The 21,359-nt window shown below is 51.0% G+C and carries 16 protein-coding genes and 3 tRNA genes; 15 read left to right on the plus strand and 4 right to left on the minus strand.

The window, feature by feature from the left end; translation table 11 throughout:
- Positions 1-459, minus strand: coding sequence for a DUF192 domain-containing protein (locus JWZ98_RS05550; protein WP_033158879.1), 459 nt, complete (start codon positions 457-459; stop codon positions 1-3).
- A gap of 69 nt (positions 460-528) precedes the next feature.
- Here JWZ98_RS05550 and JWZ98_RS05555 point away from each other — a divergent pair.
- From JWZ98_RS05555 to JWZ98_RS05625, 15 genes are all read left to right on the plus strand, one after another.
- A tRNA-Leu gene (locus JWZ98_RS05555) sits at positions 529-612 on the plus strand.
- A 108-nt stretch (positions 613-720) separates the two neighbouring features.
- On the plus strand, positions 721-2,016 hold the full coding sequence (tig, locus tag JWZ98_RS05560) for a trigger factor (protein ID WP_205453571.1): 1,296 nt from the start codon (positions 721-723) through the stop codon (positions 2,014-2,016).
- A 46-nt stretch (positions 2,017-2,062) separates the two neighbouring features.
- Entirely contained in the window at positions 2,063-2,668 is a 606-nt protein-coding gene (clpP, locus tag JWZ98_RS05565) for an ATP-dependent Clp endopeptidase proteolytic subunit ClpP (protein ID WP_197027017.1), read from the plus strand.
- A gap of 103 nt (positions 2,669-2,771) precedes the next feature.
- Positions 2,772-4,049: an ATP-dependent Clp protease ATP-binding subunit ClpX gene (clpX, locus tag JWZ98_RS05570; protein ID WP_020482927.1), complete on the plus strand. Its 1,278-nt coding sequence runs from the start codon at positions 2,772-2,774 to the stop codon at positions 4,047-4,049.
- A gap of 172 nt (positions 4,050-4,221) precedes the next feature.
- The gene (lon, locus tag JWZ98_RS05575) at positions 4,222-6,639 is read left to right on the plus strand and encodes an endopeptidase La (protein ID WP_205453572.1); all 2,418 of its coding nucleotides are present in this window, start codon (positions 4,222-4,224) and stop codon (positions 6,637-6,639) included.
- 207 nt (positions 6,640-6,846) lie between these two features.
- The gene (locus JWZ98_RS05580) at positions 6,847-7,119 is read left to right on the plus strand and encodes an HU family DNA-binding protein (RefSeq protein WP_020482925.1); all 273 of its coding nucleotides are present in this window, start codon (positions 6,847-6,849) and stop codon (positions 7,117-7,119) included.
- Between the two features lie 13 nt (positions 7,120-7,132).
- Positions 7,133-7,208: transfer RNA gene (locus tag JWZ98_RS05585), tRNA-Val, on the plus strand.
- Positions 7,209-7,214: 6 nt separating this feature from the next.
- Positions 7,215-7,291: transfer RNA gene (locus tag JWZ98_RS05590), tRNA-Asp, on the plus strand.
- A gap of 98 nt (positions 7,292-7,389) precedes the next feature.
- Positions 7,390-9,258 (plus strand): SurA N-terminal domain-containing protein, encoded by a 1,869-nt coding sequence (locus JWZ98_RS05595; protein ID WP_205453573.1) that lies wholly within the window; start codon positions 7,390-7,392, stop codon positions 9,256-9,258.
- 359 nt (positions 9,259-9,617) lie between these two features.
- Positions 9,618-10,808 carry an enoyl-ACP reductase FabV gene (fabV, locus tag JWZ98_RS05600; RefSeq protein ID WP_205453574.1) on the plus strand — a complete coding sequence of 397 codons (1,191 nt, stop codon included), beginning with the start codon at positions 9,618-9,620 and terminating at the stop codon, positions 10,806-10,808.
- Between the two features lie 175 nt (positions 10,809-10,983).
- Positions 10,984-12,837, plus strand: a complete 1,854-nt coding sequence (locus tag JWZ98_RS05605) for a peptide-binding protein (RefSeq protein ID WP_205453575.1) — start codon at positions 10,984-10,986, stop codon at positions 12,835-12,837.
- Between the two features lie 15 nt (positions 12,838-12,852).
- A complete protein-coding gene (locus JWZ98_RS05610; protein ID WP_205453576.1) occupies positions 12,853-13,929 on the plus strand; it encodes an ABC transporter permease in 1,077 nt (358 codons plus the stop codon).
- On the plus strand, positions 13,922-15,103 hold the full coding sequence (locus tag JWZ98_RS05615) for an ABC transporter permease (RefSeq protein ID WP_205453577.1): 1,182 nt from the start codon (positions 13,922-13,924) through the stop codon (positions 15,101-15,103). Before JWZ98_RS05610 ends, JWZ98_RS05615 begins: the two co-directional genes overlap by 8 nt.
- Positions 15,100-17,073 carry an ABC transporter ATP-binding protein gene (locus JWZ98_RS05620; protein WP_205453578.1) on the plus strand — a complete coding sequence of 658 codons (1,974 nt, stop codon included), beginning with the start codon at positions 15,100-15,102 and terminating at the stop codon, positions 17,071-17,073. The genes JWZ98_RS05615 and JWZ98_RS05620 overlap by 4 nt, the downstream gene beginning before the upstream one ends.
- A 307-nt stretch (positions 17,074-17,380) precedes the next feature.
- Positions 17,381-18,421: an IS481 family transposase gene (locus JWZ98_RS05625; protein ID WP_205450216.1), complete on the plus strand. Its 1,041-nt coding sequence runs from the start codon at positions 17,381-17,383 to the stop codon at positions 18,419-18,421.
- Between the two features lie 555 nt (positions 18,422-18,976).
- On the opposite strand, the gene JWZ98_RS05630 is transcribed toward JWZ98_RS05625, so the two are convergent.
- The 3 genes from JWZ98_RS05630 to JWZ98_RS05640 form a co-directional block, all read right to left on the minus strand.
- Positions 18,977-19,240, minus strand: a complete 264-nt coding sequence (locus JWZ98_RS05630) for a hypothetical protein (RefSeq protein WP_205453579.1) — start codon at positions 19,238-19,240, stop codon at positions 18,977-18,979.
- A 321-nt stretch (positions 19,241-19,561) separates the two neighbouring features.
- The gene (locus JWZ98_RS05635; RefSeq protein ID WP_205453580.1) at positions 19,562-19,786 is read right to left on the minus strand and encodes a hypothetical protein; all 225 of its coding nucleotides are present in this window, start codon (positions 19,784-19,786) and stop codon (positions 19,562-19,564) included.
- 153 nt (positions 19,787-19,939) lie between these two features.
- Positions 19,940-21,334, minus strand: coding sequence for a sigma-54 dependent transcriptional regulator (locus JWZ98_RS05640; protein WP_205454395.1), 1,395 nt, complete (start codon positions 21,332-21,334; stop codon positions 19,940-19,942).
- Between the last annotated feature and the right edge of the window lie 25 nt (positions 21,335-21,359).

Here is a 21,359-nt window from a genome sequence, read left to right on the forward strand (position 1 = left end):
CTAGGGTAGTGCTACTGTTTGCCCGATCTGAATTGCGTGTTTGTCGATAAAGCCGGCTGGTAATTCCAGTATGTATCTGGCCGGGACTTTTGAATCATAAATTCGGCACGGGTCTTTGGCACAGGGCTGTAAATCTTTTAACAGCCCTACAATTTGGCCGTCACCCGCTAAAAACACCACGTCCAAAGCCAGTAGGGTATTTTTCATCCATACCGCGCGATGGGTCTGATCCGGATAGACAAACAGCATGCCCTGGTCCTCGGCAAGTGTCTGCCGAAACATCAATCCGTGCTCGCGTTCGCTTTCGTTAGCGGCGATAGCCGCGTAGACGATACGTTGTTGATTTACAAATCTGATGGGGTGGTTGAACTCGGTAAACCCGTTTGCTGAAGCCCGCGCGCTGCTGAGCGTCATAATAAAAGCGATGCCGAAAATGGTGCTGGAAAGATAAGAGTGCATGCGCAATGTCAGTAATATAAGGTTGTCTTTAAAGATGCGGCTGATTATAATGCCGCGTTCAATTATTTAGCGAGCGTGGCGAAATTGGTAGACGCGCTGGATTTAGGTTCCAGTGGTAACCCCGTGGGAGTTCGAGTCTCCCCGCTCGCACCATATCCTGCGTTATTCGTAACGATACGACCTTAAGTTCCCCAGATCTAAACATCGCCGGCCGGTCTCCCAAAATATAAAACCGTATTTTTAATTTTTTGAGGTAATGCAATGCAAGTTTCTGTCGAGAAGACATCAGAGTTAAGCCGAAAAATGACTGTTAGCATTCCTGATGCCGTGGTTCAGGAGAAAATGGAAACTCGCTTTAAAAAACTCGCGCGCGAAGTCAAAGTGGACGGATTCCGTCCGGGTAAGGTGCCCGCGAGCATGGTAAAAAAGTTGTACGCCGATAGAGTGAGAAACGAAGTAACCGGTGACTTGATTCAATCGACTTATTTTGAAGCGTTGCAACAACAGGATTTAAACCCCGCCGGTCATCCGCATATCCATCCTACCGAGAAAGCCGAAGGTTTTGAATATATCGCCGAGTTCGAAGTTTATCCGGAGATCGTTCTGGACGGCGTTAGCGCATTGAAAGTGGATCGCCCCTCAGCAACTGTGGAAGAGGCTGATGTCGATAACATGATCGAAAAACTGCGTCAGCAAAAGAAAACCTGGAATACGGTCGAACGCGCTTCGCAGGATGCTGACCGCGTAACCATTCATTTCTCCGGCGTGGCCGACGGCGAGAATTTTACCGATGGTAAAGTCGAAAATTACCAGGTGGAAATCGGCGGCAAACAAATGATTCCCGGTTTTGAAGACGAATTGAAAGGCTTGGTCACCGGTGCGAGCAAAACCTTTTCTGTGACCTTCCCAGAGCAATACAACAGTGAAAAATTAGCTGGCAAAGTGGCCGAATTTGAGATCGAATTGGTTAAAGTAGAAGAGCCGGTTTTACCTTTCGTCGATGCGGAATTTATCAAGGCTTATGGTGTTGAAGACGGTGATGCGGCCAGTTTCCGTAGCGATGTTCGGGCTAACATGGAAAGAGAGCTCAACCAAGGTCTGAAAAACAAGTTGAAAAATGCGGTGATGGATGCGTTATACGAGAACATTGTGATAGCGATGCCTAACGCATTGATCGATCAAGAAATTCAAGCGTTGATGAAGCCTTATGCCGAACGCGCGAAAAACATGCGTTTGAAATTGGAAGACCTGAACTTGCCTAGGGATGCATTTGAAGCTCAGGCCAAGCGTCGAGTGGCCTTGGGTTTGATTCTGGGTGAAATCATCCAAAAGAATGACATCAAGGTCGATGCCGATAAGGTTCGTGCGGTAATTGATGACATGGCGAAGAGTTATGAGCGCCCCGAAGACGTTGTGAACTGGTATTATGCCGACAAGGCTAGGCTGAATGATGTGCAGCAGATGGTTTTAGAAGATCAAGCTGTTGCATGGATTGTCAGTCAGGCTAAAATCACCGACGTAACAGTTGGTTTTGATGATGTCATGGAAAAACAGTAACGAATGAGGGCTAAACGTGTTTAACCAAAATGTGATGAGCGAAATGATGGCGCCGCAAGCGGCGGGCGGTCTAGTGCCTATAGTGGTTGAACAAACAGCCCGTGGGGAAAGATCGTTCGATATTTATTCCCGTTTGCTGAAAGAGCGGGTAATTTTTCTAGTTGGCCAAGTGGAAGATTACTCGGCGAATCTGGTGGTAGCGCAATTGCTATTCTTGGAATCTGAAAATCCGGATAAGGATATACATTTGTATATCAACTCTCCCGGCGGCTCGGTGACAGCAGGTATGTCGATCTACGATACCATGCAATTTATCAAGCCGGATGTCAGCACCATGTGCATCGGTCAGGCCGCCAGTATGGGGGCTTTATTATTGGCGGGCGGTGCGCAGGGCAAGCGCTATTGTTTGCCTCATTCCAGGGTGATGATTCATCAACCTTTGGGTGGTTTTCAAGGCCAAGCATCGGATTTTGATATTCACGCTCGGGAGATTTTGGCTATTCGTGATCGATTGAATAAAATCCTGGCTCATCATACCGGGCAACCATTGGAAAAAATTCAGCAAGATACGGATCGAGATAACTTTCTGAGTTCTCAGCAAGCGGTTGATTACGGTTTGATCGACAAAGTATTGACTAGTCGTATTGCCTGATAAGTGTCGCGTCGCTTCGTCAAGAGTGCGACGTGATTTGAATGTTGGTTTTTGATATATTTCATCGCCATGACGAGGCAATGTATCACGGTGGAGTCTGTCTATGAGTAGAGACAAGAAAGGTAAAGACGATGAAAAACTTCTTTACTGTTCTTTTTGCGGTAAAAGTCAAAATGAAGTCAGGAAACTGATTGCAGGTCCATCCGTTTATGTTTGCGACGAATGTGTGGAATTGTGCAACGACATTATCAGAGATGAGTTGCTGGAAGATGAAATGTCCGTGGCTGGCGGTGCGCTGCCTAAGCCGAAGGAAATCAAGCAAGAGTTGGATGGTTATGTTATCGGTCAGGAAAATGCCAAAAAAATTCTGGCCGTAGCTGTTTACAATCATTACAAGCGCTTGCGCAGCAACAGCAAAAAGAACGAAGTCGAGTTGGCGAAAAGTAATATCTTGCTGATTGGGCCCACGGGTTCCGGTAAAACCTTGTTAGCCGAAACCTTGGCCAGATTGCTGGATGTGCCTTTCACCATAGCAGATGCCACCACGCTGACCGAGGCTGGTTATGTCGGTGAAGATGTTGAGAACATCATTTTAAAGATTCTGCAAAAGTGCGATTACGACGTGGAAAAAGCGGAGACCGGGATTGTCTATATCGACGAAATCGATAAAATCTCTCGCAAATCCGATAATCCGTCGATTACGCGCGACGTGTCTGGGGAAGGTGTGCAGCAGGCCTTGCTGAAGCTTATCGAAGGCACTGTGGCTTCTGTGCCGCCGCAAGGCGGTCGCAAGCACCCGCAGCAGGATTTTTTGCAGGTCAACACTGCCAATATCTTGTTTATCGTGGGCGGTGCTTTTGCCGGTTTGGATAAGGTCATCAAACATCGTACCGAGAAGGGCGGCATCGGTTTTTCGGCGGAAGTTAAAACCAAGGACGATAAACGCAATGTCGGCGAGATTTTTGCCGATGTGCGTTCCGAGGATTTGATTAAGTACGGATTGATTCCGGAGTTTGTTGGTCGTCTGCCGGTTATCGCTACGCTGGACGAGTTGGATGAGGCCGCGCTGATTCAAATTCTGACACAGCCCAAAAATGCTTTGATCAAGCAGTACAAGCATTTGTTTGAAATGGAAGGTGCAGAGCTAGAGTTTAGAGATGATTCGTTAGCGGCGATTGCCCGCAAATCGATGGAACGAAAAACCGGTGCCAGAGGTTTGCGAACAATTGTCGAGAATGTGTTGTTGGATACGATGTACGAACTGCCTTCCAACGACAAAATATCGAAAGTTGTCATCGACGAAAACGTCATTTTGGGTAATTCGGAGCCAATTTTGGTTTACGAAGCAGAGCAAAAGCTGGTGGCTTCGGACGCTTCTTAGATAAGGCGCTTTGAACGTTTCTCGCGCTCTCGCGAAGAAATAACCAAAAAAGGGGGCTTTTTCAATAAAGCCCCCTTTTTTTTGCCTGAAATTAAAGATACTTGTTTTCTGGGAGTTCATCCTCATATAGGATGACATCTAATGTTTTGAGCTGCTCAAGGGAGCAAATGAAATGACCGAGTTAAAAACCAAAGATGAATTAATTCCTGTCTTGCCGTTACGGGACGTGGTGGTCTATCCGCATATGGTGATTCCATTGTTTGTCGGTAGAGGTATGTCGATTGATGCCCTTGATGCCGCCATAAAACAAGACAAACAAGTGTTGCTGATTGCCCAGAAACAGGCCGATGTCGATGAACCGGGTTTTGATGACTTATACAGGGTCGGGACCTTGGCCAACATCCTACAACTGTTGAAATTGCCGGACGGTACGGTGAAAGTATTGGTTGAAGGCAGTCAGCGCTGCTCCGTAACAAAATACCAAGAAGTTGATAATTATTGCGCGGCCAGCGTCGTCGAGTTGAGTGACGAATTAAATATTTCCGAACAGGAAGCGGAGGTTTTGCAGCGCACGGCGATTAATTCATTCGATCAGTATGTGAAATTGAACAATAAAATTCCGCCCGAAGTGCTTAATTCGCTGGCGGGTATCGACGACCCAAGCCGCCTGGCCGATACGATGGCGGCGCATATGGCTTTAAAAGTTGAAGAAAAACAGCTGATGCTGGAAATGGTCGATGTCGCCAAACGTCTGGAAAATTTGATGACCTTGATGGAAGGTGAGGTCGATATTTTGGAGATGGAGAAGAAAATTCGCGGCCGCGTTAAAAAGCAGATGGAAAAAAATCAGCGCGAATATTATTTGAATGAGCAAATGAAAGCTATTCAAAAAGAGCTGGGCGAGATGGACGAAGCCAGCAACGAGATCGAAGAACTGGAGCGAAAAATTGCCGCTGCCGGTATGTCCTCCGAAGCCAAAACCAAAGCGACGGCCGAGCTGAATAAACTGAAAATGATGTCGCCGATGTCGGCGGAAGCGACAGTGGTGCGCAATTACATCGATTGGATGGTCAATGTGCCTTGGAAAAAGAAAACCAAGGTTCGGCACGATTTAAAAGTCGCGGAAGAGGTATTGGAAGCTGAACATTACGGGCTGGATAAAGTAAAAGAGCGGATACTTGAATATCTCGCTGTGCAACAACGTGTTAAAGCGTTGAAAGGGCCTATTCTGTGTTTGGTCGGTCCGCCAGGGGTTGGTAAAACCTCTCTGGGGCAGTCGATTGCACGGGCCACCAATCGCAAATATGTGCGGATGGCGTTAGGCGGGGTAAGAGACGAAGCGGAAATTCGCGGACATAGGCGTACCTACATAGGCTCTATGCCCGGTAAAATTCTGCAAAATCTGTCGAAAGTCAAAACCCGGAATCCCATGTTCTTGCTGGACGAGATCGACAAAATGGCGGCAGATTTTCGCGGTGATCCCGCTTCTGCGTTGTTGGAAGTGTTGGATCCGGAGCAAAACCATACTTTCTCGGATCATTATCTGGAAGTCGATTTCGATCTATCCGACGTGATGTTTGTGGCTACCGCGAATACGATGAATATCCCGCCCGCCTTGATGGACAGGATGGAAATAATCCGTTTGGCTGGTTATACGGAAGATGAAAAAATCAACATCGCCATGCGCTTTTTGATTCCGAAGCAGATCAAAAACAACGGTCTGGCAGAGTCGGAAATTTCTATCTCCGAATCAGCGGTCAAGGATATTATCAGGTACTACACGCGGGAAGCGGGTGTGCGCGGACTGGAACGGGAAATTTCGAAAATTTGCCGGAAAGTCGTGAAAGACCTGTTGTTGAAATCCCGCAAAAGTCGAACCTCGGTTACCGAGAAAACACTGGACAAGTATCTCGGCGTCAGACGCTTTAGCTATGGCATGGCCGAAGACAGCGATCAAATTGGTCAAGTAACCGGTTTGGCATGGACTGAAGTTGGCGGTGAGTTGTTGACGATTGAAACTGCGGTAATGCCGGGTAAGGGCAAACAGCAAACGACCGGTAAGCTCGGCGATGTTATGAAGGAGTCGATTGAAGCGGCGGTCACGGTGGTCAGGAGTCGAGCTAATATCTTGGGAATCGACAGCGATGTGTTCCAAAAAAATGATATTCACATTCACGTTCCGGAGGGTGCGACCCCAAAAGACGGGCCTAGCGCCGGCATTGGCATGTGTACCGCCATTATCTCCGCTTTGACCAAAATCCCAGTGCGTGCTGATGTGGCGATGACCGGAGAGATTACCCTGCGCGGCGAAGTACTACCGATTGGCGGATTGAAAGAGAAATTGTTGGCTGCGCATCGCGGCGGTATTGCGACAGTGGTGATTCCGGCGGAAAACGAAAAGGACCTCGCCGAGATCCCGGAAAATATCAAACGTAATTTGGCGATTAAGTGTGTCCGTTGGATAGATGAAGTGTTGGAGTTGGCTCTACTGCATATGCCCACCCCCATTGCTGCAATCCCGGTGGCAGAAATAACTGAAACAGCTACCAGCAAAGCAGAGGTAAAAAAGCCGGGTGTTGTTGCTCATTAAAAGTCGAGTCGGGTCGGCGGAAACCATCAGCGTCGTGGCTTCCGCGGACTTCTGTGCTTGACATCGCTTGCAGGCGATTGATATAAATGTCGACCTCTCGCACCAGGAGAGGCTGTAAATCGGGTTGGTGGAAAACCGGTTAGTGGACAAATCCAAACATTTGTTTGCTGAGCATAATTAATACAACGACATCCTAAGGGGAAATAAATGAATAAATCGGAACTTATCGATGCAATCGCCAGTGCGTCCCAGTTAACTAAAGCTGATGCAGGGCGGGCTTTAGATGGTTTTATCAAAGCAGTAGAAGATGCTTTGAAACAAGGTGATTCCGTTGCCTTGGTTGGCTTCGGCACATTCGATGTTAAAGAAAGAGCTGAGCGTAAAGGCCGCAATCCGCAGACCGGTGAAGAGATCACCATTAAAGCCGCGAAAATTCCTTCATTTAAAGCTGGCAAATCTTTAAAAGATGCTGTAAACTAGCCGCTCTTTAGTCGGGTGCTTAGCTCAGCTGGGAGAGCATCGCCCTTACAAGGCGAGGGTCGGGGGTTCGAACCCCTCAGCACCCACCAGACTTTGGAGCGGTAGTTCAGTTGGTTAGAATACCGGCCTGTCACGCCGGGGGTCGCGGGTTCGAGCCCCGTCCGCTCCGCCAAAACAGAAACCTCGGGCCGTATGGTCCGAGGTTTTTTTTTGCCTGTTAATTTTATGGCCTGAAGCATTCGGGTTTAATACTGTTTAAGGACAGCGTTTATGCTTTTAGAGATTAGAGAAAAGGTGCACGGTCTGTTTGCATCAATCATATTGATTTTGATTTGTGTGCTTTTCGGATTGTGGGGCATCCAAAACTACCTTGGCGGCGGTAAAGAGGCCCCGGTGGTGTCTGTGGGAGACAAGGAGTTTTTTCAGCGGGATGTCAGTCAGGCCTATCAGCAATATGCGCAAAATCTGGCAGGCATGAAATTCGACGAAGAGACGGTAAAAAAACAGGCTTTGCAAAAGCTGGTTCGCGACGAGGTGTTGTTGCAATACGTTCAGGATCAAAACCTGTTGGTTAGCGATGAGACGGCCAGGGACTTCATTCAAACTCTCGAGTATTTTCAAAAAGACGGAAAGTTCGATAAGACGCAATACCAAACCATGCTCGGTTCGCAAGGCATGTCTTCCGCCGAGTTCGTCAATCGCATCAAAAAAGCTTTGGTGATGGAGCAATTCCAAAGAGCCGTGGTAGATAGCAGCTTTGTCACGCAGGCGGAAATCAACAACTTCTTTAAAATCCAGAACCAAACCCGCGATGTGGAATATTTGACCGTGCCGTTAACGGCTGTCAGTCAACAGCCTGGCGAAGAGGAAATTACCGCTTATTATCAGCAGCACCAGGACTCGTATCAGACTCCCGAGCAGGTGGCTATCGAATACGTTGAATTATCATTGGATAAATTGGCCGCAGATATTAGCCCCACCGAAGAGCAGTTAAAGGCTTACTACGAAGAACAAAAAGTCCAATTCACCACGAAAGAGCGCAGAAAAATCAGCCATATTTTGTTCGCGTTCAGCAAGGATAAAACGGCTGACGATTTAGCGTTGCAAAAAGCCCTGAAAGCCAAACAAGATTTGAAAAACAAGGATTTCGCTGCCTTAGCCGCCGAAGTGTCCGACGATAAATTAACCGCTAAAAATGGCGGCGACCTGGGTTTATTTAATGTCGGCGTGATGGAGAAAGCCTTTGAAGATGCCGCAAGCAGCTTAAAATTGGGCGAAGTCTCCGAGCCCGTTAAATCGGCTTTTGGTTATCATTTAATTAAAGTCACCGAATTGATACCCGGCGACGTAAAGCCTTACGAAGCGGTAAAAGCCGAAGTCAGCAAGGCTTATCAAAAAGCGCAGGCCGAAGCCAAATTTAATACCTTGGCCGAGAAAGTTGCGGAAGTCAGTTATGAAAATCCTGATAGTTTAGCGGCGGTTGCTCAACTGTTGGGTGGAGCGACCAGCAAGACCGAAGCGTTTACTCGCGCCGCGGGTGAAGGTATCGCTGTCGACGAAAAAGTTCGGGCGGCTGCGTTTTCCGAAGATGTGTTAAAAGGCAGCAACAGCGAGCCGCTGGAAATTGGCGGCGACAAAGTCGTGGTGTTGCGTATGCTATCGCATCAACCTGCCGCCAGCAGAGAGCTCAAGGAAGTTAAGGCTGAGGTCATTGCCGCGATACAGCAAGATAAAGCAAAACAGCAGGCCGTCGCTACTGCCGATAAAGTTAAGCAGGGATTGACGGGCGGCAAAACGCTCGCGCAAATCGCCGAAGCGCTGCATTTGCAGACCAAAAAAATAAATGGCTTGACACGCACTGCCAGCGAATTGCCGGCGGCTGTTACTCAAGAGATTTTTAGAACCGCCAAACCAAAGGCCGGTCAGCCTAGCGTGGCAGTAATTGACGAAGCCAAGGGCGGTAAATTGGTGGTTAGCGTCAACAATGTACACGAGGGTGTCATGTCGGATAGTGACAAGAGCAAACAAGCCTTGATTGCCAAAAACATCTCGGCCGCCTTTGGTAAGGCGCAGATGGAAGCCGTATTGAATGCGTTGCAGACTAAAGCCGAGATCGTTATCAATACGCAAAAACAGTAAACCGTTAGGTGGACCTGCAAAAAGGGAGCTTAGCGCTCCCTTTTTTTTGCTTGATTAAGCGGTTAGCTGCTTAGCAAAGAGGATGTTGTTGCGGATTCTAGGCAAAGACTTCGGGGCATCCCGCTATAACCGTTGCCCGGTGCGTGAATAGCTACCAGCGTTCAACCCGCATTGGCTTTTAGGCTGACGTTTATTAACATAGTCGCGGATAGCTGAATAGGGCGATTTTTCGCTTCGGATACCATCGATATTATTTTCCTGTTCAGCCATATCATGGGATAAACTTTAAAATTTGTAACAAACATCGCTGCGAAAGCGACACTCGTCTTAATTTTTAATAGCTTGATTTAAGGATCAACATGATTATCAAACCTCGCGTACGCGGATTTATGTGCGTTACCACCCACCCAGTCGGCTGCGAAGCCAATGTCAAACAGCAAATCGACTACGTCAAAAGTTTCGGCGCTATTCCCAACGGCCCCAAAAATGTGCTGATTCTGGGCGCTTCCACCGGTTACGGCTTGGCCTCGCGGATTGTCTCGGCGTTTGGTTCAGGCGCGAAAACCCTGGGTGTGTTTTTTGAGCGCGAAGGTACTGCCGATAAGCCCGGCACGCCCGGTTGGTACAATTCAGCTGCGTTTCATAAATTTGCCGAAGCCGAAGGCCTGTATGCCAAAAGCATCAATGGCGACGCCTTTTCCGACGAGATCAAACAAAAAACCATAGACGCTATCAAACAGGACTTGGGCAAAGTCGATCTGGTGATTTACAGCTTGGCCGCCCCGCGCCGTACGCATCCAAAAACCGGGGTCACGCATAATTCTACGTTGAAACCGATCGGCAAGGATTTGGTGCAAAACGGTATCGATACCGATAAAGAGATTATCAAAGAATTCACCCTGCCGGCAGCCACCGAGGAAGAAATAGCCAACACGGTGGCCGTGATGGGCGGTGAAGACTGGCAAATGTGGATCGATGCGTTAGCCGATGCTGGCGTCTTGGCGGAAGGCGCCAAAACCACGGCCTACACCTATCTAGGCGAAAAAATTACCTGGGATATTTATTGGGACGGCACCATCGGCGCGGCCAAAAAAGATTTGGACAAACGTGTCATCGATATCCGCAGCAAGTTAGCTGCCTTGGGTGGCGATGCCAGGGTGTCGGTGCTAAAAGCCGTAGTCACTCAAGCCAGTGCCGCGATCCCGGTCATGCCTCTGTATCTGGCCTTACTATTCAAAACCATGAAGGCCGAGGGTACACACGAAGGCTGCATCGAGCAGGTCAATGGCTTGTTCCGCGACAGTCTGTACGGCGCCACGCCTATCCTCGATGATACCGGTCGCCTGCGCGCCGATTTAAAAGAGTTGCAGCCGCAAGTGCAAGACAAAGTCAACGCTTTGTGGGAACAAATCAACAACGACAACATCAACGAGTTGAGCGATTTTGCCGGTTACAAACACGAGTTTCTGAAGTTGTTCGGTTTTGAAGTAGACGGAGTGGATTACGATGCCGACGTCAATCCCGAGGCGCCCATCGCCAATTTGCTATAAAGATTTACCCCGGTGGCTAGCGCGGCGGCGGCCCACCGGGTTAAAAAGTAAGGACACCTGACGTTTTTGCAAAGGCGGCGTTATCGATAAGCCCCAGAAGCGATTCAGATGGCTCTGGACATCAAGCAAAAGCGTCGCTCAAGTTTCTGTTTAATTTCTGCGAAACATTGGACACATGCAAACACAATCCTCAACCCGAGACTGGATTCTCTATTCGCTGCTCAGTTTAACCATTGTGCTGATCATATTGGCCATGTATCAAATCGACCGGCAATGGCTGAAATTGAGCGAGATGCAAGCTGCTCTGTCGGAGCAAGCCAAAGATATGCGCGAACTGCGCGGGGCGATTAGCTCGGGCGCGCTTCCCGCAAACGCATCAACAAATTCCACCGCGAACGGCGAAGTTGCCCAAGCGTTTCAACGTGCTTACGCCGCCAGTCGCCAGCCGGATTATGCCCAAGGCGACTGGAGCGTGGAAGCCTTTGGCACCAACCTGAAAACCATCACGCCACTGGTGTCCAGCGATGCCTACGCCTCCAACGTCCAAAGCTATGTGTTGGAAAGCCTGATCACCCGCAACCCCGATACCCTGGAATGGGAAGGCTTGGTGGCCAAAGACTGGACGATTAGCGAAGACGGGCTGGTGATTGCCTTCCGGATGCGGGAGGACGTGAATTTCTCGGACGGTCAACCGCTGACCGCCGACGACGTGGTGTTCAGTTTCAATTTCATCATGACCGACGCCATCCAGGCGCCGCGCGAACGCGCCTATCTGGAAAAGATCAAAAGCGTCACAGCCAACGGCAAGTACGAAGTGGTATTTACCTTCAAAGAGCCGTATTTCGAAGCGTTGTCCTTGGCCGGTGGCATCGGTATCCTGCCCAAACATTTTTACGAACCGTATTTAAAAGAACCGCAAAAATTCAACGAATCCAAAGGTTTGTTATTGGGCAGTGGTCCTTACCGATTAAATGATCCGAAAAACTGGACGCCTGACAAAGGCAATGTTGAGCTGATACGCAACGAGCGTTACTGGGGAGATGTGCAGCCTTCGTACCATAGGATTCTCTGGAAGATCATTCAAAACGATAGCGCGCGCTTAACCACGTTCCGCAATGGCGACATCGATTCTTATTCGGCTAGACCCGTCGAATATCAGGAATTGAAAAAAGACCCGCAAATCCAGGCCAAGAGCCAAAACTTCGAATACATGCCACCGGTCGTCGGCTATAGCTACATCGGCTGGAACCAGGAACGCGGCGGCAAGCCAACCCGTTTTGCCGACAAGCGCGTGCGCCAGGCCATGACCTATCTCACCGACGTCAGCCGGGTGATTAAAGATGTGATGTTGGATTACGCCGAGCCGGCGGTCAGTCCGTTCAGTAAAACCAGCAAACAGCATCACGCGGCCTTGCAGCCGTATCAAGCCGATTTGGATAAAGCAAAAGCCTTGCTAAAAGATGCCGGCTATCAGGATAAAAATGGCGACGGCGTATTGGAAGATAAGGCCGGTGCACCCTTTGAATTTAAACTGACCTACTTTCAAGCCAACGAAGACACTAAACGCATAGTGCTTTTATTGAAAGATCTCTACGCCCGCGCCGGCGTCAAGCTAATTCCAACCCCGCAGGAATGGCCGGTGATGTTGGAAAATCTGGATAAAAAAGATTTCGACGCGATTACTCTGGGTTGGACCAGCGGTATCGAAACCGATTTGTACCAAATCTTCCATAGCTCGCAAGCCGTCAGCAAAGGTGATAACTACGTCAGTTACAAAAATCCTGCTTTGGATAAATTAATCGACGACGCCCGCCGCACCGTTGATGAGAGCAAACGTATGCCTCTCTGGCAGCAGGCCGAACATATTCTTTACGAAGACCAACCCTATACCTTCCTGATGCGCCGCAAGAGTCTGCTGTTCGTCGACAAGCGCATCCACAACCTGCAAATGACCAAGCTGGGTTTGAACTTCGGTTCCTTGCCGCTGGAAAATTACGTGCCGCTGGCGCAGCAAAAATACACCCAATAGGCCAAGGATTCGCCGATGTTGACCTATCTGTTGCGGCGATTGCTGCTGATGATCCCCACCTTGCTGGGTATCACCGTGCTGGTGTTCAGTGTGATGGCTATGTCGCCGGGCGGCATCAGCGCCCAGACTTTGATCGGCGGCATGGACATGAAGCCGCAGGAGAAGCAGGCGCTGCTGGACTATTACAATAAGCGCTACGGTTTGGACCAGCCGGCCCCGGTGCAGTATCTGCGCTGGTTGAATAATGTCTCGCCGATTGGCTTTGTCACCGACGCCCAAGGCCAGCGCGGCGAGTTTTCCTTCAGCAAGGGTATGGATCTGGGCACCAGCTTTCAATACGGTCGGCCGGTGTCCGACATTCTGGCCGAGCGCATTCCGATCACCTTGCTGCTCAATCTGGTTACCCTGCCGTTTACCTATATCATCGCCATCATGGTCGGCATGAAGGCCGCCACCCAGCGCGGTAGCGCTTTCGACGTCGGCGCCGGCATGTCAATGTTGGCCTTGTGGTCGATTCCGACCATGTTGGCGGGCGTATTACTATTGGGTTTTTTTGCCAATGTTCAGTACTTTCAATGGTTCCCGACCGCCGGTATCAGCAGCCGCGAAGCGCAGGATATGCCGTTCCTGCCGTATTGGGACGACGACGGGTTCGTGCGCGGTTTTCTGCTGGATAGAATCTGGCATCTGATCTTGCCGGTGATTTGCCTGTCCTACGGCGGCTTTGCCGCGCTGACCAAACTCACCCGCACCTCGATTCTGGAAAACCTGCACGCCGATTACGCCCGCACCGCCCGCGCCAAGGGCCTTGCTGAGAATGATGTGCTGTGGAAGCACGTATTCCGCAATAGTTTATTGCCTTTGATAACCGTCTCTGCGGGTTTGCTGCCCAGTTTGTTGGCCGGCTCCTTGATCGTCGAAAACATATTCAGCATCAACGGCATGGGCCAATTGGCGGTGGAAGCGGTGAAAGGCCGCGACCGCGAACTGGTGTTGTCGATCACCTGGATCAGCGGCTTTCTCACGCTGATCGGCTATCTGATTGCCGACTTCTGTTACACCCTGGCCGATCCGCGGGTGAGTTATGACTAAGCCCGTGAGCAGTCGCGAATCTTTTTCTGCGCGGATCTGGCGCAAAACGCTGGCCGGCGTTGGTGTCAAATTCGGTTTGGGCTGGGTAGCACTGCTGGTGTTTTGCGCGGTGTTTGCACCGTTTCTCGCTAACTCCATGCCTTTATTGATGAGCAAGAATGGCGTGATTTCCGCGCCGGTGCTCGAATACCTCAGCGTCGAAGACGCCTGGATCTTGGCCAGCTTTTTCATTGCCCTGGCGGTATACCGGCTAAACATCGACGGCGGTAAGCAGATTCTGTTGTTTTTGCTGGGCAGCGCCCTGGCTGCCGTGCTGGTGAATAGCCTCGTCAAACCGCCGGCACTGGTAATTTACGACGATTTCCGCAGTGCCGCTTACACGCAAGTGGACTGGAAAATCATGCCGCCCGTTCCCTATGCCCCCGTCGATTACCTGCGGGATTTGGGCAGCAAAGGCCTGGAAGCGCCGTTCGCTACGGAAGGTCATACCCATTTGATGGGCACCGAAGAAAACGGTGCCGACGTGTTAAGCCGGATGATCCATGCCTGCCGCATTTCCTTGAGCATCGGCCTGATTGCCTCCGGCATCGCCTTGGCTATTGGTATCGTGGTTGGCGGCTTGATGGGCTATTTCTCCGGTATCGTCGATATGTTGGGCATGCGCCTAGTGGAGATTTTTGAAGACATTCCGACGCTGTTTTTACTGCTGACTTTCGTGGCCTTCTTCGGCCGTAGCTTATACATGATGATGGTAATCATCGGCGTCACCGGCTGGTCCGGTTATGCCCGTTATGTGCGCCAGGAATTTTTGAAACTGCGCAAACAAGATTACGTGCAAGCGGCGGTCGCCAGCGGTTTGCCCTTAAGCTCGATTTTGTTCCGCCACATGCTGCCCAACGGCGTCGCACCTTTATTGGTGGCGGTCAGCTTTGGGGTAGCCGGGGCGATACTGTCGGAAGCGACCTTAAGCTTTTTGGGCTTGGGCGTGGTCGATGCGCCATCCTGGGGGGCGATGCTGGATCAGGCCGTCAAATCCTCGACCTTTAACTGGTGGATGGCGGTGTTCCCCGGCGGCTCTATCTTCATGACGGTGTTTGCCTACAACTTGATCGGCGAAGCGTTTCGGGATGCCATCGATCCGCGCTTGTCGGATAAGGCCGGGGTCAAATCATGAGCCAGCCCTTGTTGGAAGTTCGCAACCTGCGCACTTATCTAAGGTCCGGTGGCGGCGAAGTCAAAGCTGTGGACGACATCAGTTTCAGCATCCCCAAAGGCGAAACCTTTTGCCTGGTCGGCGAATCCGGCAGCGGCAAGTCGGTCAGTGCTTTGTCGGTGATTCGCTTATTGCCGGACGGTGTGGCGTCGCACCCCAGCGGCGAGATTTTGTTGAACGGCCAGGATTTGTTAAGCCTGGATGATGTCGGTATCCGAACGGTGCGTGGTTTAAAAATCGCCATGATTTTCCAGGAGCCTATGACCTCCTTGAACCCGGTGATGAGCATCGGCGAGCAAATCACCGAGGCTCTGCAATTGCATCATCCCGATATGGACGACGCCGAAGCCACCGAGCGGACTATCAAGGCCTTGGAGCAGGTGCAAATTCCCAACGCCGCCAGTCGCTTCCGCGACTATCCGCATCAGTTATCCGGTGGCCAGCGCCAGCGAGTGATGATCGCTATGGCGCTAGCCTGCCAGCCGCAGTTATTGATCGCTGACGAGCCGACCACCGCACTGGATGTGACCGTGCAAGCGGAGATTTTGCGCCTGATGCGCAAACTCCAGGACGACACTGGCATGAGCATGCTGTTCATCACCCACGATTTTGGTGTGGTGGCGCAGATGGCGCATTGGGTGGGCGTGATGCAGCAGGGTAAACTGGTGGAAGTCGGCGCGTGTAAATCACTACTGCGCAACCCTAAGCATCCCTATACCCAACAATTGTTGGCCGCGGTGCCGGAGAATCTGGCCAAACCGGGCAGGGCGGCCCTAGGTGCCAATCCTTCTGTTCCCGAAACCGCCGAATCGCCAAGCGCGGAAAATCTAACTATTTCACAGGAGCCCGTCGTAATAGCGAGAGCAGAACCCTCTCCCCTCGGGAGAGGGCAGGGTGAGGGGATGCAAATCAATGCTTCACCTTACTCGCCCCCTCTGTCGGATGAGTTGCTGAGTAAGAGCGATAAAAAACTGCTTTCCGTACTGGAGCGCGCCGGCTTAAGGCTACAGTCAACGCAAAACGTTTCGATGAACTCCCCTCACCCTAGCCCTCTCCCGGAGGGAGAGGGGACTACCAGCTCGGCTCGGATAGATGTGGATAGTCATAAGAGTTCCGCTCAAATAGTGACGAAGCAGGGCGAGCCGCTACTGCAAATCCGTGATTTGAGAGTCTGGTTCCCCATCAAAAAAGGTTTGTTCCGGCAAACCGTCGACTATGTAAAGGCCGTGGATGAAGTATCGCTGGATATTCCGCGCGGTGAAATCGTCGCCTTGGTCGGTGAATCCGGCTGCGGCAAAACCACTTTGGGCAGGGCGGTGTTGCAACTGGAATTGCCGACGGCCGGTAGCATCCGTATCGACGGCCAGGAACTCACCGGCTTGTCCGCGCGGGAACTGCGGCCGCTGCGGCGCAAGATGCAGATTGCCTTTCAAGACCCGCAATCCTCGCTGAACCCGCGCTTGCTGGTGGAAACCACGCTGACCGAACCGATGAAGGTGCATGGCATCGGCGCCAATCAAGAACAACGCATTGAACTGGCCGGGCAACTGTTGGAAGACATGCAACTCAGCCGCGAATCGCTGTGGCGCTACCCGCACGAATTTTCCGGCGGTCAGCGGCAACGCATCGGCTTGGCGCGGGCTTTGGCGCTAAATCCGGAGTTTGTGGTGTGCGATGAAATCACCAGTGCGCTGGATGTGTCGGTGCAGGCGGAAATTCTGCAATTGCTGCTCGATATTCGTCGGCGGCGGAATCTGACCTTGTTGTTTATCACGCATAACATTGGGGTGGTGGAGTATCTCAGTGATCGGACGGTGGTGATGTATAAGGGGAAGATTGTTGAGGAAGGTTTGACTGCTAAGGTTTGTGGGGCGCCGGAGCATGCTTATACTCAGAGGTTGTTGTCGGCGGTGCCGAGGTTGGTGGTATAGGGGGATACTGGCATGGCATTCAGAAACTTTGTAATCACTTGTTAAATGTCACGCCTCACCAAACGTTACTTTGCCGGTTTCTTTTTCGTCATAAGCACGATAATGGAAGTTGTTGCGTTGGGCAGGCAGAGTGCTTGGAGCGGACCTTTGAATACATGGTCTTGCGAACCTGGCGATCGCCCACCTATTCCTAGTGTTTTAGATGTATTAGTCACGACTTGATCTGACACATCGACTTGAAAAGATGAGAGTTACCGGTTTTGATAGGGGTGTCGAATCCTTACACAAAACACAAAAGGTAACTCTCATGATCCATACAAACAATCCGATCATTAAACACAAAGCGGGGCTGTTAAATTTAGCCCAAGAACTGAATAACGTCTCCAGAGCCTGCAAGGTGATGGGTGTCTCGCGCGATACGTTTTATCGTTATCAAGAGCTGGTAGCCGAAGGTGGCATTGATGCCTTAATCGACAAAAACCGCCGGTCTCCGAATCTGAAGAATCGCGTCGATGAAAGCATTGAGCTGGCAGTGAAAGCCTATGCGGTTGAGTGGCCAGCGCATGGACAGCATCGAACCAGTAATGAACTGCGTAAACAAGGGGTATTCGTATCCGGCAGCGGCGTTCGCTCCATCTGGTTACGGCATGACCTGGAGAACTTTAAAAAGAGGCTTAAAGCACTGGAAGCCAAGGTAGCCGCCGAAGGGTTAATGCTGAGCGATGCGCAGATTGCGGCGTTGGAGAAAAAGCAGCAGGATGATCAAGCCTGCGGCGAAATCGAAACAGCCCATCCCGGTTACCTGGGTTCGCAGGATACCTTTTACGTTGGCAACCTCAAAGGGGTTGGGCGGATTTACCAGCAGACTTACGTGGACACCTACAGCAAAGTCGCTCACTGCAAACTGTACACCACCAAAACGCCGATTACTGCCGCGGACATCCTGAATGACAAAGTATTGCCGTTCTATGAAGCCAACGCATTACCCGTTCTACGCATTCTGACGGATCGCGGCACAGAATATTGTGGCAAGGTCGAACAGCATGATTATCAGCTATACCTGGCGATCAACGACATCGACCATACCAAAACCAAGGCCATGTCGCCGCAAACCAATGGGATTTGCGAACGCTTCCACAAGACCATCTTGCAGGAGTTCTATCAGGTCACGTTCCGCAAAAAGCTCTATAGCGACCTGGATGAACTCCAAAAAGATCTGGACGAATGGCTGGTTTATTACAACAATGACCGAACTCATCAGGGCAGAATGTGCAACGGCAGAACGCCGATGGATACCTTGCTGGATGGAAAACAGATTTGGGCTCAAAAAAATCTGAACCAAATCTAATCTGACAGACACCCCGCAAAAACGGTAACTGTCAGATCAGGTCTGAGCTAATACATGTTTTAATGTCGGGTCTCGGCCCGACAGCCGAGATACTTTTCTTTGCTTGTCCAAAGAAAAGTATCCAAAAGAAAAGACACCCGGATGCCGCTTATTCCCTGCGCTCCTCGCTTTTGATCGGGGTTGCCGAAAGGGGCTTCCTGCCCCTTCGGCAACGCGATGCATCCCTGCATCGCCCCTAACGGGCTGATCCGTTCAAAAGCTCCGGTGCTCGGCGCGGCATGCGGGAAGAAAACCATCCTGATTTCACGGTAAGGTCGTGAGGCGCAATTCGTAGGGCGTCAATAGGCGTAGCCGTATTGCGCCGTATGTCGGCTTTCAATTATTCGGCGCATGACGCTATCGCTAATGCGCCCTACAAAACTTCGGGTCCTACGCATGCAAGTCGGCTATCTTGCCGATTTGCTCGTTCAAAAGCTCCGATGCTTGGCACGGCATACGCGAAGAAAACCACCCCGATAAAGCCATAGGCAGGAATAATCGTAAGCGTTTCCGGCTTTAGTCTGCGACTCGGCATTGCTCCGGTTTCCCATCTTTGAAGGATGGCGAGATACTGATCGGTTCGGTCAAACCTTTCATCAGCAGCAGGTAAGCTTGCTGGTCGATACACACCTTATTGAGTTTCCAGGTTCGGACCTGGCCTTGAAGGTCGATGTGTTCGATACTGATCTGCTCCAGCGGCAGGGAGCGGGCTTCTGGAGGCTTGGCGTAGCTAAGTTGGGTGATGGCGGCCAGTAATGTACCAAAAATTAATTTTCTCATGGGTGGACTCCGGGGTAAGTTTCAGAACAAGGCCGTAAGGGGTTAATAGACGTATCCGTCATGGGCCGTCTGTTGGTGTTAAATCATTCGGCGCATGGCGCTATCGCTGATGCGCCCTAAAAGAATTCGGTAGGCCGGACTCGATTTTTGTAGCTGCGCGGGTTGAACATTCGAGCGCCAGATATCCGGCTTTGGCCGCTTGGTGGTTTGAATTCGTCGGCGGGAAACCCTGCTTGGTTATCCTGGCATTTCTTCTAAATGCGTCGAGTCTTTTTCTCCACGCTTCGCCAAAATATCTCGAGCTATCTCGCAGCGAGCTCGTTAATTGGCGTAATTTTGTGCAATCGTTGAGTTCTGAGCGAGAACGCCCCACAAATTTGTCGAATGCTGAGCTTGGTGAACGCAGCCATCGGTGTGGACACGCCAATTGAGCCATCCTGGTGCAAAACAGCCGGATTTTGGTTGTATCTGGTGCAAATCTCCCGGCGTTTTATCGGTTAAAAATCCCATAAATCCAGAAAAATCAAGGAATAGGCTATTTGGCATCAACCTTGCTCTACTTAGATTGTGTTGTTACTCCTACCTGTTCTCATGTGTGGACGTGGCGCTCTGTTTGGTCGAAGTTCTTCGGACAGGCAGGGCGCATTTTTTTGCCCGAGATAAATCTCTCCCGTATTAGCCAATCAACACCAGCTTTGCTCAAAATTTACATTTCAAATGATACTTCTGTACCCGGTAGCGTAAGGTTTCCCGGGTGGTGCCTAGCATCCGCGCCGCGCCGGTGACGTTGGCGTCATTACGGTTTAGCGCTTCCTGGATGATGAATTTTTCCATTTCGTGCAGACTGATGCTGCCGTCCAGCGGAATGAACACGCCTTCCTGATTGACTTTGGCGTTGTGTGTAGCCGTCGTCGCTTGCGGAGCTTGTAGCTGCAACCATTCCACCGGCAAATTATGATCGTTGGACAACAACACGCACCTCTCCAGCACATTGTGCAATTCGCGGATATTGCCGGGCCAATCGTAGCTTTTCAGCATCTGCCAGGCTTGCTCCGGAATGTGGCTGACCGACTTGGCCGATTTGCGATTGCATTCGGCGATAAATTGCGGCACCAATTGATCCAGATCCTGCTTATGTTCGCGCAGGGCTGGCATGCGGATGTTGATGACGTTTAAGCGATGATACAAATCGCGGCGGAACAAGCCTTCGGCCACTTTTTCCACCAGGTCCAGGTTGGTGGCGGCGATGATTTGCACGTCGATGTTAATCTCCGCTTCACCGCCTACCCGGCGGATGCGTAAATCTTCCACGGCTTTTAACAGCTTGCTTTGCAAATCCAGGTCCATTTCGCCGATTTCATCGAGAAACAGCGTGCCGGTATGCGCTTGCTCGAACAGGCCGCGATGGCGTTTTTTTGCGCCGGTAAAGGCGCCGGCTTCGTAGCCGAATAATTCGGCTTCCAACAATTCGCGCGGCAGGGCGGCGCAGTTGATCTCCACCAAGGGCGCATGGGCGCGGTTGCCGGAATAGTGCAGAATGCGGGAGATCATGCCCTTGCCGGTGCCGGTTTCGCCGCTGACGATCAGGCTGGAGAACGGGACGTTGGCAATTTGTTTCAGCATGGCCCGCAGCTGGTTCATGGCCGGGCTGGAGCCGATCAAACTGTCGATGCTGTATTGATGGTTCTGCGACGCGGTTTGTTGTTCCAGACGGCGTTGGGCGCGGGCGCTACGGGCGGCGCCTTCCACTAACAGATTCAAGCGGTCCAGCGAACAGGGCTTTTCGATAAAGTCGTACGCGCCCAGGCGCACCGCGCGCACCGAATCGGCGACGCTGCCGTAGCCGGTCAGAAACACCCATTCGCTGCTGCCGATTTCCGGTTTGAGTTTCTCCAGCAAATCCAGCGCGTTGCCGTCCGGCAGGTTCATGTCCGATAACACCACCAGCGGGTCCAGCGCTTGTCCGCTGAGAAACTGTTCGGCTTGTTGCAGGGAATGGGCAATGCTGACTTCCCAGCCACCCTTGCTAAAGTAACGCGCCAATTCGGAGGCTAACAGGGCTTCATCTTCAATAATTAACAGGGTATTGGTCATCATGGTTATGGCTGGTTTGCGAGTT

Source organism: Methylomonas sp. EFPC1, assembly GCF_016925515.1.
In the GTDB taxonomy this organism is placed as follows: Bacteria; Pseudomonadota; Gammaproteobacteria; order Methylococcales; family Methylomonadaceae; genus Methylomonas; species Methylomonas defluvii.

Coding starts and splice junctions, on each gene's coding strand:
- JWZ98_RS05625 (WP_205450216.1), top strand. CDS start 17,381: ATGATCCATACAAACAATCCGATCATTAAACACAAAGCGGGGCTGTTA.
- fabV (WP_205453574.1), top strand. CDS start 9,618: ATGATTATCAAACCTCGCGTACGCGGATTTATGTGCGTTACCACCCAC.
- JWZ98_RS05630 (WP_205453579.1), bottom strand. CDS start 19,240: ATGAGAAAATTAATTTTTGGTACATTACTGGCCGCCATCACCCAACTT.
- JWZ98_RS05580 (WP_020482925.1), top strand. CDS start 6,847: ATGAATAAATCGGAACTTATCGATGCAATCGCCAGTGCGTCCCAGTTA.
- JWZ98_RS05610 (WP_205453576.1), top strand. CDS start 12,853: ATGTTGACCTATCTGTTGCGGCGATTGCTGCTGATGATCCCCACCTTG.
- lon (WP_205453572.1), top strand. CDS start 4,222: ATGACCGAGTTAAAAACCAAAGATGAATTAATTCCTGTCTTGCCGTTA.
- tig (WP_205453571.1), top strand. CDS start 721: ATGCAAGTTTCTGTCGAGAAGACATCAGAGTTAAGCCGAAAAATGACT.
- JWZ98_RS05635 (WP_205453580.1), bottom strand. CDS start 19,786: ATGCCAAATAGCCTATTCCTTGATTTTTCTGGATTTATGGGATTTTTA.
- clpX (WP_020482927.1), top strand. CDS start 2,772: ATGAGTAGAGACAAGAAAGGTAAAGACGATGAAAAACTTCTTTACTGT.
- JWZ98_RS05640 (WP_205454395.1), bottom strand. CDS start 21,334: ATGACCAATACCCTGTTAATTATTGAAGATGAAGCCCTGTTAGCCTCC.
- JWZ98_RS05615 (WP_205453577.1), top strand. CDS start 13,922: ATGACTAAGCCCGTGAGCAGTCGCGAATCTTTTTCTGCGCGGATCTGG.
- JWZ98_RS05605 (WP_205453575.1), top strand. CDS start 10,984: ATGCAAACACAATCCTCAACCCGAGACTGGATTCTCTATTCGCTGCTC.
- JWZ98_RS05620 (WP_205453578.1), top strand. CDS start 15,100: ATGAGCCAGCCCTTGTTGGAAGTTCGCAACCTGCGCACTTATCTAAGG.
- JWZ98_RS05550 (WP_033158879.1), bottom strand. CDS start 459: ATGCACTCTTATCTTTCCAGCACCATTTTCGGCATCGCTTTTATTATG.
- JWZ98_RS05595 (WP_205453573.1), top strand. CDS start 7,390: ATGCTTTTAGAGATTAGAGAAAAGGTGCACGGTCTGTTTGCATCAATC.
- clpP (WP_197027017.1), top strand. CDS start 2,063: ATGGCGCCGCAAGCGGCGGGCGGTCTAGTGCCTATAGTGGTTGAACAA.